Annotated in this window: 17 protein-coding genes; 7 read left to right on the top strand and 10 right to left on the bottom strand. The window is 47.4% G+C overall.

Annotated features, from left to right (window positions below; translation table 11 throughout):
- Positions 1-13 precede the first annotated feature (13 nt).
- Genes N5910_RS01260 through pth2 form a run of 4 tightly spaced genes read right to left on the bottom strand, consistent with a single transcriptional unit; the run spans position 14 to position 1,495 of the window.
- Positions 14-283, bottom strand: a complete 270-nt coding sequence (locus tag N5910_RS01260) for an elongation factor 1-beta (RefSeq protein ID WP_074358395.1) — start codon at positions 281-283, stop codon at positions 14-16.
- Between the two features lie 48 nt (positions 284-331).
- Positions 332-493, bottom strand: coding sequence for a zinc finger domain-containing protein (locus tag N5910_RS01255; RefSeq protein WP_074358394.1), 162 nt, complete (start codon positions 491-493; stop codon positions 332-334).
- Positions 494-1,144 (bottom strand): amino acid kinase family protein, encoded by a 651-nt coding sequence (locus N5910_RS01250; protein ID WP_074358393.1) that lies wholly within the window; start codon positions 1,142-1,144, stop codon positions 494-496. It lies immediately after the preceding gene.
- Between the two features lie 12 nt (positions 1,145-1,156).
- On the bottom strand, positions 1,157-1,495 hold the full coding sequence (gene pth2, locus N5910_RS01245; protein ID WP_074358392.1) for an aminoacyl-tRNA hydrolase: 339 nt from the start codon (positions 1,493-1,495) through the stop codon (positions 1,157-1,159).
- 30 nt (positions 1,496-1,525) lie between these two features.
- Between pth2 and N5910_RS01240 the strand changes: the two genes are divergently transcribed.
- The 3 genes from N5910_RS01240 to N5910_RS01230 all read left to right on the top strand — a co-directional run bounded on the left by N5910_RS01240 (position 1,526) and on the right by N5910_RS01230 (position 3,855).
- The gene (locus tag N5910_RS01240; protein WP_145924504.1) at positions 1,526-1,747 is read left to right on the top strand and encodes a hypothetical protein; all 222 of its coding nucleotides are present in this window, start codon (positions 1,526-1,528) and stop codon (positions 1,745-1,747) included.
- A gap of 4 nt (positions 1,748-1,751) precedes the next feature.
- Positions 1,752-1,958 (top strand): histone family protein, encoded by a 207-nt coding sequence (locus tag N5910_RS01235; RefSeq protein WP_074358390.1) that lies wholly within the window; start codon positions 1,752-1,754, stop codon positions 1,956-1,958.
- Between the two features lie 121 nt (positions 1,959-2,079).
- Positions 2,080-3,855, top strand: coding sequence for a ribosome biogenesis/translation initiation ATPase RLI (locus N5910_RS01230; protein ID WP_074358389.1), 1,776 nt, complete (start codon positions 2,080-2,082; stop codon positions 3,853-3,855).
- A 95-nt stretch (positions 3,856-3,950) separates the two neighbouring features.
- Here the strand turns inward: N5910_RS01230 and N5910_RS01225 are convergent, their stop codons facing one another.
- From N5910_RS01225 to N5910_RS01215, 3 genes are all read right to left on the bottom strand, one after another.
- Positions 3,951-5,111: a pyridoxal phosphate-dependent aminotransferase gene (locus tag N5910_RS01225; RefSeq protein WP_074358388.1), complete on the bottom strand. Its 1,161-nt coding sequence runs from the start codon at positions 5,109-5,111 to the stop codon at positions 3,951-3,953.
- Positions 5,112-5,296: 185 nt separating this feature from the next.
- Entirely contained in the window at positions 5,297-6,001 is a 705-nt protein-coding gene (gene radB, locus N5910_RS01220; protein WP_074359690.1) for a DNA repair and recombination protein RadB, read from the bottom strand.
- 81 nt (positions 6,002-6,082) lie between these two features.
- The gene (locus tag N5910_RS01215) at positions 6,083-6,700 is read right to left on the bottom strand and encodes an L-threonylcarbamoyladenylate synthase (protein WP_074358387.1); all 618 of its coding nucleotides are present in this window, start codon (positions 6,698-6,700) and stop codon (positions 6,083-6,085) included.
- A 142-nt stretch (positions 6,701-6,842) separates the two neighbouring features.
- Between N5910_RS01215 and pgsA the strand changes: the two genes are divergently transcribed.
- From pgsA to N5910_RS01195, 4 genes are read left to right on the top strand one after another with little or no spacing between them, the layout of a single operon-like run.
- Positions 6,843-7,412, top strand: coding sequence for an archaetidylinositol phosphate synthase (gene pgsA / locus N5910_RS01210; RefSeq protein ID WP_074358386.1), 570 nt, complete (start codon positions 6,843-6,845; stop codon positions 7,410-7,412).
- 27 nt (positions 7,413-7,439) lie between these two features.
- Positions 7,440-7,673: a DUF357 domain-containing protein gene (locus N5910_RS01205; protein ID WP_074358385.1), complete on the top strand. Its 234-nt coding sequence runs from the start codon at positions 7,440-7,442 to the stop codon at positions 7,671-7,673.
- A gap of 9 nt (positions 7,674-7,682) precedes the next feature.
- On the top strand, positions 7,683-8,336 hold the full coding sequence (locus tag N5910_RS01200) for a TIGR00153 family protein (protein WP_084531108.1): 654 nt from the start codon (positions 7,683-7,685) through the stop codon (positions 8,334-8,336).
- A complete protein-coding gene (locus N5910_RS01195) occupies positions 8,337-8,966 on the top strand; it encodes a DUF434 domain-containing protein (RefSeq protein ID WP_074358383.1) in 630 nt (209 codons plus the stop codon).
- Positions 8,967-9,006: 40 nt separating this feature from the next.
- Here the strand turns inward: N5910_RS01195 and fbp are convergent, their stop codons facing one another.
- The 3 genes from fbp to N5910_RS01180 form a co-directional block, all read right to left on the bottom strand.
- Positions 9,007-10,104, bottom strand: a complete 1,098-nt coding sequence (gene fbp / locus N5910_RS01190) for a fructose-1,6-bisphosphate aldolase/phosphatase (RefSeq protein ID WP_074358382.1) — start codon at positions 10,102-10,104, stop codon at positions 9,007-9,009.
- 107 nt (positions 10,105-10,211) lie between these two features.
- Positions 10,212-11,312: a tRNA uracil 4-sulfurtransferase ThiI gene (thiI, locus tag N5910_RS01185; RefSeq protein WP_238337935.1), complete on the bottom strand. Its 1,101-nt coding sequence runs from the start codon at positions 11,310-11,312 to the stop codon at positions 10,212-10,214.
- Between the two features lie 157 nt (positions 11,313-11,469).
- Positions 11,470-12,711: a methanogenesis marker 16 metalloprotein gene (locus N5910_RS01180; RefSeq protein WP_191216340.1), complete on the bottom strand. Its 1,242-nt coding sequence runs from the start codon at positions 12,709-12,711 to the stop codon at positions 11,470-11,472.
- Position 12,712 lies beyond the last annotated feature (1 nt).

Genomic DNA, 12,712 nt, shown 5'->3' with positions numbered 1-12,712 from the left:
TCACCATAAAGGTCTACATTAACCTTCTAACATCAGTTACTTCTATGTTGCTTATTCCTTCAATGCCTGCAAGGTTCTCCTCTGCGGCCTCTGTTCCTCCCTCAGCGTCATCAACAACGACCATCACATTGAGGGCCACAAGACCGAATGCTATGGGCTCCTCATCTATCCTGTGAAGCTCTGTGCCCTCGGGTATCCTTGCCCTGACCTCCTTCTTGAGGGCTTCAAGGTCAACTTCAGGGCTTTCTGGCATTAACTTTATTGTTGCTACTACCTCTCCCATGAAATACCTCCAGAATTTAGTATTAATTTAATACATATTTATATCTTATTATGGCCCTTCGAAGCCACACTTGCACCTGTAGGTGTGTCCGAAGGTCCTGCACTTCTGGCACCTGTAGATCATCTCACCGCACATTGGACATTCAAATTTCACGTATGTCTCAACCAGAGGTATCTCCTGTTTACAGGATGTGCATTCCATCTTGGACATCTAATCACCTCTTATAACTGTACATATTCCGGCTGAAGCACCTGCCCTTAAAATGGATAGCACCCTGGACGGATATTTCCCATTCACAACGTAACAATCAGATTTGAATTTAATTAGAAGTTCAGGTAGTGCTTCATCCACTGATGTCTCACCAAAAGATAGTAAGTCTTTAGCACTTATATCATTTATAAGTTTAGCATCACTGGCAGGTGGTCTTTCAGTATATATACCATCTACATCAGTTGCTATTAAAAGTTTCGCTCCAAGCATGTGGGCCACTGCAAGTGAAAGGGAATCAGAAGTAACCCTCCATGAATGTTCAGCAGGATCCGTGTAGCGTAGAAGCTGGGAGGGTAAAAGAACTGGAGTAAAACCATCATCTATAGCATTTCTGCATTCCTGGAGGGTTCTAACGGTCCTGGAAGAATCCACAAGGTCTGATAGAAGCCTTCCTGTAATATCCATGCACAGAATAGCCGCTTCATGAGTAGCGGATGCAGAGAATCCCTTCCTTTCATCATGGTGTCTCACCATATCAGCAAAGTCTCCGCCGCCACAGATCACCACAGATTCCTCCCCCCTCAGTTTTTCAAGTAGAACCGCTGCATGATCCGGGAAGAGGCTGCCGCCTATCTTCACAACCCATTCCATGGAATCACCTGCTCATAGCAGCTTAAGCTCCCCTGTTATCCTGTCTATTCTCTCATCAGTGTCAGGCCCTATGCCCAGACATGTTACTGTTCCTGCAGGTATCTGGGTATGGCCTGCATCACGCACAAGGTAGTGTGAAATGTCCGTCCTCCGGACAGCCTCATATATCTCCATCAGTTCTTCAAGGCCGGGTACCGAGAGTACAACCTTTTTTGAGCCTTCCATCTCCCATTCTCTTATTTTATCAGGGTCTGTTTTTTTGTATGATCCTATAGAAGCGTGACATGCCTGAGCAGCGATTTTACCTCTGCCCATTCCAAGATCTGACCTTACTATTATGACCTGTTTCATTTTCACACCTGTGGCGGTTTTATATTGATCATGACTAATAACGATTTCCACCATCCACCCCATCTGGAAGTTGATGACCTTCATATGACCCGTGCGGTGCCGGTGCTAACCCATGAGAAAGAGCCGGTCTGTATCATGGTTACAGTGAAGTTCATGGTACCGGTGGAGCAGAGAATCGGGAGGGGAATGGAAAATAATGCTGAAAAAACGATAAATTTAAATACTATGGATTTAAATATAAAACTGAGGTGATATTATGGCCGAATTACCTATAACACCAGTTGGGAGAATAATAAAAAATGCCGGTGCCCAGAGAATAAGTGATGATGCAAGAGAAGAACTTGCAAGGGCCCTTGAAGAAGAGGGCATGAAAATTGCAAGAGAAGCAGTTAAACTTGCAAAACACGCCGGCAGAAAAACCGTGAAGAAATCAGACATCGAACTGGCCGTTAAAAAAGTATAAATGGCCAGATTTTTCTTATTTTATTCTTATTTTCCATTAACCCTACACAGCCATAGGCAATTTTTATTAAGCACCACCACCATAATCAGTTCACTGATTCTAACTTCTCACGGTGATAAAATTGACCAGGATTTCAATACTTGACCATGACAGGTGTCAGCCAAAGAAATGTAATTACGTGTGCATAGACTACTGCCCTGGAGTGAGGATGGGTGAGGACACGATAACGGTGGATGAAAAAACAAAGAAACCATTGATATCAGAGGAACTCTGCTCGGGGTGCGGTATATGTACCAAGAGATGCCCCTTCAACGCGGTTAGTGTAATAAATCTTCCGGAAGCCCTTGAAAACCCCGTGCACCGTTACGGTCAGAACCTCTTTGAACTCTTTGGACTGCCCTCTGTAAGCGAGGGTGACGTTGTGGGACTCATGGGCCCCAACGGTATAGGTAAATCAACCATAATAAGGATACTCTCGGGTGAACTTAAGCCCAATCTTGGTAACTTCCAGGACCCGCCGGAATGGGACGAGATAATAAGCTATTTCAGGGGCTCGGAGCTCCAGAACTACTTCAGGAACCTCAGTGAAGGTAACGTGAAGGTGGTTCATAAACCACAGATGGTTGACAGGATCCCCCGTTACGTTAAGGGGCGTGTTGAGGACCTGCTGCTGAGCATAGGATCAGAACGGACAGACGAGGTCATAGAAGCCCTCGAGATCGGGGGTATAATGAAACGTGACATTTCAAACCTGAGTGGAGGAGAACTTCAGAGCGTGGCGATTGCCGCCGCAGCCCTTCGTGAAGCAGACTTCTACTACTTTGATGAACCAACATCCTGGCTTGACGTCCGTCAGAGGCTGAATGCAGTCAGGGTTATAAGGTCCCTTGCAGATGCTGGTAAAGCCGTGATGGTAATAGAGCATGACATGGCCGCCCTGGATGCAATGTCAGACTATGTGCATATACTCTACGGTAAACCCGGAGGATATGGGGTTGTATCAAACAGGAGGGGCGTCCGTGTTGGTATAAACACATACATAAAGGGTTTTCTGAGGGAAGAAAACGTGAGGTTCAGGAGAGAGGCTATTGAATTCAAGGTCAAGCCCCCAAGGGTCAGTGATGAGGGAGATGTCCTTGCAGAGTACTCCTCAATGAAGAAGTCATACCCTGAATTCAGCCTTGAGGTTGATGAGGGGACAATATACTTCAACGAGATCATAACAGCCTTCGGCCCCAACGGTATCGGTAAAACAACCTTTGCAAAGATCCTTGCAGGGGTTGAGAAGCCGGACACAGGGAAGGTTAAGAAGAATATAAAGATATCCTACAAGCCCCAGTATCTCTCCTCAGACTACCCGGGTACGGTGGATGAGTTACTCTATGAAAAGGCTCCGGGATACGGTTCAAACATATTCAAGAGCGAAATAATGAAGCCATTCAACCTTGAGGAAATCCTTGATAAGAAAGTTGAGGAGCTGAGCGGGGGTGAACTCCAGAGGCTTGCCGTTGCAGTCACACTGTCACAGGAGGCTGATCTTTATGTCCTCGACGAACCAACAGCATTCCTTGATGTTGAACAGCGCCTGATGGCTGCAAAGGCCATAAGGAGGATAGTAGAGGGACGGAATTCATCTGCAATGGTCATAGATCATGATATAATATTCATCGACTATGTCTCTGACAGGGCCATGGTATTCAGCGGTAAACCCGGTTTTAATGGTCATGCAGGAAGCCCGACAGAGCTGAGGGAAGCCATGAACCGTTTCCTGATGGAGGTGGGGATAACCTTCAGAAGGGACAAGGAGACCAGAAGGCCCAGGGTTAATAAGATCAACAGTTTCCTCGACAGAAAGCAGAAGGAGCTCGGGGAGTATTATTACCTCAAGGCCGAATAACTAATTTCTATTTTCAGGGTGAGAAATGTTCAATATGGGAAGCTTTCCTGCTAGATTTAATAAAAAAAGGAATGGTCTGAAGAAAATCAGGAACCCTAATTTGAAGGCCTCAGGAATTCCATGACATCCACAAAGTTCTCTGCGAATATCTCAACCTGTTCCCTGGGTATTGAGAAACTGAGGCGTATGTACCTGTCCCCGAAGGCCCTGCTTGTGTAGGCGCCCTGCCTTACAAATATCTTCCTTTTAAGGAGGTAATCTGCAAGGTCAAGGGGGTCAACACCTGTTTTGTGGATGTCTATTGCCATCATGTTCCCGCTTGATGGGTAAACAGGGATGAATGCACCGTCAACCTCATCAACGGCGTCCTTTATTATCTTCTGGTTCCTGAAGGTTGTATTTCTTATCCTGTCAACCCACCTGTTCTTTGATCTGAGGGCTGCGATTGCCCCTGCCTGTGAAATGACATTTGTGCCCAGATCATTTATAACGATACTCTTTATGGATTCGATGAGGTCTGATGTTGCCACAATAGCCCCTATCCTCAGACCTGCCATGCCATATATCTTTGAGAAGCTGTAAACGGTTACCGTTTTCTCAGGGGCATAGTCTGCTGCAAGGTGATGGTCCATTGCAAAGTCCCTGTAGGTTATATCATGGAGGAGGTAGATGTCATGGTCATTGGCTATATCTGCAAAGGCCTTTATCTCATCCTTTGTGTATGATGATCCCAGGGGGTTCAGGGGATCGATGAGTGATACCATATGGGTGTTCCTATCCATGTTCTCAAGTACAAGTTCGGGTGTTAATTTGTAGCCACACTCCCTGCTGTAGATTGGAATCGAGATGACGCTGCATGCGAATCTGCTTGCGAAGTTGTCAATTATGAGGTAGCCAGGATCACATGTTATGGCGTTATCTTCAGGTTCAAGTATATCATTCATGCAGAGATAAAGGGACTCGGTACCGCCGGCGGTTATAAGGGCCTCGAAGCCATCCCCAAGGCCAAGGTCCCTTACAACAAGCTCCTTGAGTTCAGGGAACCCCTCCGGCGGAGGATACTTGCAGTAGTTACCCTCATTTATACAGTCAATCATGGCTTCCGCTATTTCAGAATGATCATGGAGATGGTTGGTGTTCTGACCCATCCATATCATTTCTTCATCCTTAAAAACATAGTTGAAAAACTCATTTGTTGTTTTAAAGCCATTAGGCGATACCTTAGCGGCCTTAGCATATTTTTTAGGAGAAATCATTTTATCACATCAGCACCAGAGCATATACCATGAAAGAGAAGCAGGCTTCTCTTATTACTCAGAGGCTGAACCTCAAATCATAAGCTTCATTATTCCAGTGTCTTATATCATATTAAACAAACCACTTAATAAACTTTGTTCAGAAAACAGGGGGCTGTAATAAAATGTATCCTTTAAATACTACATCATATGATGCCATCGGCCACGATCCTGAACCCTGTTCTCAGGCCCTCCGGCCTGTTCCTGTGCCTCCTGAGTATGGCCAGCCTCTCCCCTGGTGAATCCCCCATCTCAAGTTCAACTATAACCTTGGACCAGTAACGCAGGACCGTTCCACCAACAGGGTTAACCCGGTCCTTTCCATCATTCCCTGTAATTGAATATATCTGGTTTGTTATGACGGCCGCAAGGTCGAACCTCCTTGCCATCTGAAGGAGGAGGAACATCTGTCTTCCAAGATCAACATTTAAATTTGAGGTTTTACCCTCCTTAAGCCTGTAAAGGGCGACGGCAGAATCAAGGACCACCAGTTCAGTTGATTCGCCATGTGTCTTAAGTAGGGATGATATCCTTGAGAGGATTTCTCCCTGTTCTGTGAAACTTGATGGTTCGAATACGATTATATTCTCTGCAACGGTATCAAAGAACTCTCCTGAAACCTGTCTTATCCTCTCAACTGAGATTCCACCCTCAGTATCAATGAAAAATGCCTTTTTACCCTTCCTTGCAGTTTCAACAGCAAGCTTAATTGCTATATTCGTCTTACCTGAACCTGGAGGTCCGTAGAACTGGGTTATGCCCTTCTTTTCCACTCCTCCACCCAGTATTTTATCAATTGAAGATTCAGTCGGTATCTTCCGGTTCTCACCAATCTCACCTAATGTCTTCATCTGCCCCATCACCCTGAATCCGGAAATCATCTCTCCCTGTATGTCCTAAATTCATTGATCTTTCCATGCACCACCAACACATCAATCCATAATATCCTTGAGGAACTCCGTGCCGCCCCTCCCCATTCTCACTATCCTTGGTGGATGAACCGTAAGGTCAATTACAGTTGACGGCTCCATACTGGCCGGAGCCCCTCCATCAATGGCCATGTCAGCGTCAGGGATATCCCTGATTATCTCATCAAGTGACGCCCCCTGGGGTTTGCCTGAGATGTTTGCACTTGTACTTGTAACAGGAAATTCAGCTGACAGAAGAGTGCATACCTTCTCATCCGGGACCCTCAGGCCAACCTTCATTGAACCCGCAGTCAGGATATCGGGGATTCTATCATTCTTCTCCAGTACAACCGTATAGGGACCAGGGAGTATCCTCTCAATTATCTCCATTGCCCGGGGGGATGGCCTCGAAAATTCAGGTATCTCCCTGACATCAGCGAGACAGATCGAAACCGGCTTATCCGGGTCCCTCCCCTTGATTCTGAAGAGCCTTTTTACCGCCCTATCATCAAGCGCATTAACACCAAGCCCATAAATCGTGTCTGTAGGGTATATTACAACCCCGCCATCCCTCATGATGCCTATGGCCTCATCAATCACGGTCCTTGATGGTCTATCCCTCTTAATTTTTCTGATAATCATACCAACACTCAGAGTCCATTTATTGCACATTCAGATGATTGAAGAGTTCAGCGACCCTCAGATTCATGTGGGTTATATCTGGAACATGCTTTGGTGGTTTAATAATTCAAGTTATATATCTGCATTTATTATAAATGAAAGTATGTTAAACCAGTTCAGACCGATAATCAGAAAGTTCATTGATCCAGTTGCAGAGAGAATCGCGATTCCAGCAGATTACATAACCCTTTTAGGATTCCTTGTTGCATGCGCATCCGCAACCATGTATGCCTCTGGAAGCCTCCTTAATGGTGGTCTGCTACTTGCCCTGAGCGGATTCATCGACGTCCTCGATGGTGCCGTTGCCAGGAGCCGGTACACTCCAACCAGATTTGGAGGCTTCCTTGACTCAACACTTGACAGGTTTTCGGATGGGATAATAATTATCGGTATCACAGCAGGGGGGTTCACTGGGGCCCTCACGGGTATGCTGGCCCTCCACTCGGCCCTTATGGTGAGCTATGTTAGGGCCCGTGCAGAATCTGAGGGTATAGGCTGCAGTGTGGGTATTGCTGAGAGGGCTGAACGCCTAATAATCCTCCTTGCAGGATCCATCACTGGATACATCTATGGTCCATGGTACATGTCAGCCGCCATAATAGTCCTCATATTGCTCGGATACTTCACGGTGCTCCAGAGGATTATTTATGGCTGGAAAAAAATGAAGACCTGATCTCAGAGGCGATTTTGGGGTGAGTTTATGGAATACGCTGAGCGAATAAAAAAGGACCTTGAGCTCCTTGAGAAAAATTTAATGGAAATGAAATCCATAGAATTCAGCAGGGATGAAGAGGCTGTGATTGAGAGGGCCCTCAATTACAGGGATGACTCCATCTACTACCTTGAAAAGAAGGACTACCTCACATCCTTTGGATGCATAACCTATGCACATGGCCTTCTTGACAGCCTCAGGATGCTGCACAAGCTCATATAATGGGATATAATGAAATTCTTCCTCAGAGAGAGTAAAGTTGAGAAGTATGGGCGGGAGCACCTTTTAAAGGTCAGTGAATGTTACCTGAAACTCGAAGAACTCATGGAAGCATTCTACCAGGGAAACTTTAAAAGGGTTTCTGAACTGACAAAGGAAATAGCAATAACCGAACACGAAGCCGATGAGATAAGAAGGGAGATGGAGATCGAATTCTACGAGGGTGCCTTCCTGCCCTTTGACAGGGAAGACCGTATAATGCTTGTTGAGAGCATAGACAAGGTTGCGGATGTTATTGAGTCAACGGCCTTCACGGTATCCCTGGGACAGGTATCGCTCCCCCCCGAGTTCAGGGATGATTTCAGGAGGATGATGGAAACCATCAAAGGCACCATGGAGGCCCTCATAGACTGCGTTGAACTCCTTGAGAAGGACCTCGGTGAGGCCATGAAGAAGGCCCATGAGATTGAAAGGCTTGAGGACAGGGCAGATATCATTGAGCGGGAAATCATAAAAAGACTTTACAGTGCCTACAGGGAAAATCAGATCGGTGTTGTTAAGTTCCTTGACCTTAAGGAGATAATAAGAAAACTTGCAAATATAGCTGACAGGGCCGAGGATGCCTCAGACCGTGCCCTCATAATGGCGGCGAAGAGAAGGGGATAAATGAAGCTTAAAATGGCTGCAGAGGACCTCAAATACCTGCTTAACAGGGGTTACCGTAAGAGTGTTGCGCTCAAGTTTGTTGCAAACCATTACCTCCTCGGGAGGGATGAAAGAAATTACCTTGCAAGGTACGTTTTTCCTGACGACCTGATAAAAGTCAGAAAGTCCAGGATGGTTGGTCCCGACTCCCTCAGTGGTTCTTCTGTTTTTATTGATGGATACAATGTCCTCATAGGCACCGAGAGCGTCCTATCGGGTTCAGGTTTTTTCATTGCCCAGGATGGTTATTTAAGGGACGTCAGGGGGGTCTTTGGAAATTACAGGATAACTGAAGGCACATTCAGGGCCCTTAGACTCATAATTGACTTCCTCGAAGACTCCGATGTGGAGAGGGCTGTTTTCTATTTCGATAAAAACGTGAGTCACAGTGGAAAGCTCAGGGGCATGGTGGAAAGTATTATGGAGTCCAGGGGACTTGATGGTGTTGCCGTGCTCTCCCCTTGTGTGGACAGGAAACTGAAGGGCCATGAGGATGGTGTTGTTGCAACAAGTGACGGGGCTGTGATTGACAGCGTCCGGCGGGTGGTTGACATACCACAGGAAATACTTAAGAAGAGAAAAATCAGGTGACTGCCTGCAGAAACCCAAGAAAAAAAGGATTTAAGAGGGGTTATTCAATATCCTCGAACCTGTCCCCGAGTTTTTCAAGGACACCTGGTAGTGATGTGTACTCCATTTCATCTGATGGGAGTCTGTGTGGCTCAAAGGGTCCGTGTCTCCTCATGTACTCTGCGACTTCAGAGGCGAGTGCCCTTGATCTGTCGAATGCAGGGTCATCAAACATGTCGACAGGTCCCACGAGTTTGCAGTCTGCAACCTGGAATCCGAGACCGATAACCCTTGGGGGTCCATCGAATCTCACCGGAGTCGCATCCCTCTGGGCGACCGGCATTAGCGGACCGTTGTGTGATCCCCTCATCCATCCACCGACAAGGTGGGGGAATGCGAATGGTTCGACGACTTCACCTGCAGCAGGGAAGCCTGACTGGGCCCTTACAATTGCAACAGGGTCGTCCTTACCGATGTATTTACCTGCCATGAGGTTGAGTCTCTCTGTACTTACAGATGCTGCGATTTCACCATCATCCCTTCTGTGTATCTTCTTTATCACATAGCGGCTGATTGAACCCAGAAGGGCCAGGAGATCATACATCTCATCAGGACAGGACATCTTAACCTTCCTGTGTTCCACGACATCAAAGACCTCGAATTCGTATCCGTTGTGGAGTGAGGGGTCAATTACAAGGCCTGCAGTGTTGAATGGGTCTGCGAACATCCTGAAGAGTGGCAGGTTAAAGGCTCCTGGTTCTGTTTTGTCACAGCAGAATATTATCACAGGGTCGCTTGGTCTTTCCTTAAACTCCATCTCCGCACATCCAGGCCCCATACCCTTTATGTTACCTGAGAATGTGTCTGAGAGCAGATCCTGACCTGCACCATACAGTTTAAGGCTTCTTGCTACATCTGTAGCCTCCCTGAATGCGTTCCATGCTGTCTGGTGGACTTCCTCGTTTTCTTCACCGTTGCGGTGTGTCATTATAAGGTCAATGTCATCACCGCAGTTGGTGATATAATAATCTTCAAGGATTCCTGTCTCCTTTGCCTCTGCAAGGATCTGGGAGCATTTATCCTTAAGGGCCTCATGTGCAACAGCATGGCCTGCTACGCTTCCAACGTCTGCTTTAATTACACTAATGGTTGTTTTCATGTATTACACCTCCAGAAAATAGTGAGTGAGTTAAACATGTACCTATATAAAGATGGCATCTGATTACTTAAAAAGTTATCCACATAGATCCATGATGGTGATTGAAGCTACATTATCCTTTCAGATCCGGATTCAAGGACCCTTATGATTTCATTCTTGAGATCAATATCCCGGGCTGCATCCAGAACCCTTTGCGGGTCTGCTGCGGTTGACGGGTGTGCCGGGACCGCGCTGCATCCTCCGTCAGGGATTATTGATATATCGTAGGTTCCTATCTTCCTTGCAAGGTCTTCTATTTCAACCTTGTCCATTCCTATGAGGGGGCTGAGGACTGGCATTTCAACGTTCATCCTGGTTGCAAGGAGGTTCGGGAGCGTCTGGGACGCCACCTGTCCAAGGCTGCTTCCATCCACTATTGCAAGGGCTCCCTCTTCACGGGCAACCATCTCAGCCAGGGTGTACATTCCCAGCTTACAGAGGACGCATGTCATCCTTTCAGGACCGCTTTCACGACACTTCTCAAGGTATTCCCCGTAACTGAACGTTCTGAATTTGAATTCAACTCCTGCAGAGTATTCAGCAAGTTTTTCGGCTATCTTTTCTGTCTTGTCCCGGGCCTCGGGGCTGGTGAAGGGTGTGTTGTCCATGTGAAGAGCTATGACCTGGCATCCCCTCCTCATCATGAGGTAAGCTGCAACCGGTGAATCAATACCCCCCGAGAGAAGTGCAACCACCTTTCCCTGGGTGCCTGCAGGAAGACCCCCGGGTCCGGGTATTACCCTGTGGTATATGTAGGTTTCCTGGTCCCTTACCTCAATGTGGATCTCCATGTCAGGGTTTCCAAGGTCAACCGAGGCCCCTGTGTTCTTTAAAATAACCGATCCTGCGAACGCCGCCATCTCCTGGCTCGTGAATTCATGCTGACCCGTCCTCCGGCACCTTACCGCGAAGGTGGTTCTGGTGTTTATAAGACCCTCCGATCTGAGTTCATCAGTGTACCTGCGTAGCGTGTCTTCTATACTCTCAAATTCTGTCTCTGTTGTTACTGCTGGTGAAAAGGATACGAGACCAAAGATCTTTGAGAGCCCCTCAAGGGCCTCCTCCATATTATCAGGGTAGATGAATATCCTCCCATTCCTGACGGTAGCCCTGCAGTCCAGAGCAGATCTTATATTGTGAACAAGTTTTTTCTCAAATCTTCTCCTCACTGAAGGGCTTTTAAGTCCAACCTCACCGTACCGGGCCAGTATAACATCGTATGCTAAAATATCTCACACCCCCTGCTGAAAGTTCCAAGCTTTAATCTTCTCCTCATGACCTGAAAGAACCTGCAGAAATGCAATCCTGGGATTCGTGACTATGGCATCAGAAACCCCTTAAAAGGAATTCGCCGGCCTCAATCATTTCCTTCAGTCTAACTGAAAGTTCATTTGCCCTCACCCTGTCTGACTGTCGGCATATAACAGGGACCCTCCTTTCTGCTATCACAACATCCCCTGTTTCCATCTCATAGGCGCCGTGGGGACAGGATGATGCGCACATGCCGCAGCCAAAGCATTTCTCAGCATCAACGCCTTCCGGGCTTATTGCGTGTGTGGGGCAGCTCATGGCAACGGTGCACCTTAAACAGTCCCCACACCTTTCAGGACTGTATGATGGCCTCTCATCACCCACCCATACATCCCCGTAGGTTATCTCTCCAAGGATCCTTGAACGATCCCTTATATCTGCAACAGGTAATTTTATATCCGAATTCATTACAAGGAGGTTTTCAAGGACTCTTTCACCCGTCACTGGTATCGGAACCGCCACCGTGTTGAACACCTCCGGGCCTGCCGCTGTCCTGAAGCCGCCGATGTACTTGGGGCTCATCTCCTTAAGGTCCCCGCTGAGCATGAGGTTTGGTTTCATGGGGCTGCTCCTTGTACCCTCACCGAGCACGAGCCCCGCAGCGCCGTTAAGAAGGACTGCCGTGCCTGGCTTTATCGTCTCCATGGAGGGGTCGTTTTCAAGGGGGTTTATGTCCCCGCACCCTGAAAAGGAGAGACCTCCCCAGCCTCCTGGCATTTCCACCGCATTGAATATTGACTTCACCGGCTTTCCGGATGGGTTTACAAGGGCGGTGTAGTTCCTGAAGGCCATCCTTGTGCCTATGATTCTTGCTGTTTCAAGTTCATCTACACTTATCTCTGACTCAATGAGATCTCCATCACTGGATCTCAGGGTGACCTTGACCGCAGCCCCCCTGAGTATGTCCCCCAGGAGGAATCCACCACCATAGTCAGGGTCATGGATGCTGTGGCCGGTGCCATAGAGGAAAAGGTCAACCGAACCCAGGTTCTCATTGGGACATGGTCCAGGATAGGCAGGGACTCCGTTAAGGTGTACTGAAGCGGCCTTTCTGAATGAACCAGGTTCCGAGACACGGAAGTGCATTACAGCGGCAGTCCCTGACATTACTCCGCAGGTCCCGGTCGTGACCACATCAACATCCTCATGGGATGGGACATCCCCTTCAAGAACCATCTCCTTAAGCTCAGCTGCCGTTAATACCACTGCCTCTCCATCAAGTATCCTTTCATTTATGCTGGAGATGGTTTTGTCCAAG

Source organism: Methanothermobacter wolfeii, assembly GCF_025397995.1.
GTDB classification, from domain to species: Archaea; Methanobacteriota; Methanobacteria; order Methanobacteriales; family Methanothermobacteraceae; genus Methanothermobacter; species Methanothermobacter wolfei.
Note: the sequence above shows the minus strand (reverse complement) of the source record. Positions and strands in the feature narration are given on the sequence as shown.

Bases quoted from the DNA above. Each gene is read 5' to 3' on its own strand.
- N5910_RS01260 (WP_074358395.1), bottom strand. From the start codon at position 283: ATGGGAGAGGTAGTAGCAACAATAAAGTTAATGCCAGAAAGCCCTGAA.
- N5910_RS01255 (WP_074358394.1), bottom strand. From the start codon at position 493: ATGTCCAAGATGGAATGCACATCCTGTAAACAGGAGATACCTCTGGTT.
- N5910_RS01250 (WP_074358393.1), bottom strand. From the start codon at position 1,144: ATGGAATGGGTTGTGAAGATAGGCGGCAGCCTCTTCCCGGATCATGCA.
- pth2 (WP_074358392.1), bottom strand. From the start codon at position 1,495: ATGAAACAGGTCATAATAGTAAGGTCAGATCTTGGAATGGGCAGAGGT.
- N5910_RS01240 (WP_145924504.1), top strand. From the start codon at position 1,526: ATGACTAATAACGATTTCCACCATCCACCCCATCTGGAAGTTGATGAC.
- N5910_RS01235 (WP_074358390.1), top strand. From the start codon at position 1,752: ATGGCCGAATTACCTATAACACCAGTTGGGAGAATAATAAAAAATGCC.
- N5910_RS01225 (WP_074358388.1), bottom strand. From the start codon at position 5,111: ATGATTTCTCCTAAAAAATATGCTAAGGCCGCTAAGGTATCGCCTAAT.
- radB (WP_074359690.1), bottom strand. From the start codon at position 6,001: ATGAAGACATTAGGTGAGATTGGTGAGAACCGGAAGATACCGACTGAA.
- N5910_RS01215 (WP_074358387.1), bottom strand. From the start codon at position 6,700: ATGATTATCAGAAAAATTAAGAGGGATAGACCATCAAGGACCGTGATT.
- pgsA (WP_074358386.1), top strand. From the start codon at position 6,843: ATGTTAAACCAGTTCAGACCGATAATCAGAAAGTTCATTGATCCAGTT.
- N5910_RS01205 (WP_074358385.1), top strand. From the start codon at position 7,440: ATGGAATACGCTGAGCGAATAAAAAAGGACCTTGAGCTCCTTGAGAAA.
- N5910_RS01200 (WP_084531108.1), top strand. From the start codon at position 7,683: ATGAAATTCTTCCTCAGAGAGAGTAAAGTTGAGAAGTATGGGCGGGAG.
- N5910_RS01195 (WP_074358383.1), top strand. From the start codon at position 8,337: ATGAAGCTTAAAATGGCTGCAGAGGACCTCAAATACCTGCTTAACAGG.
- fbp (WP_074358382.1), bottom strand. From the start codon at position 10,104: ATGAAAACAACCATTAGTGTAATTAAAGCAGACGTTGGAAGCGTAGCA.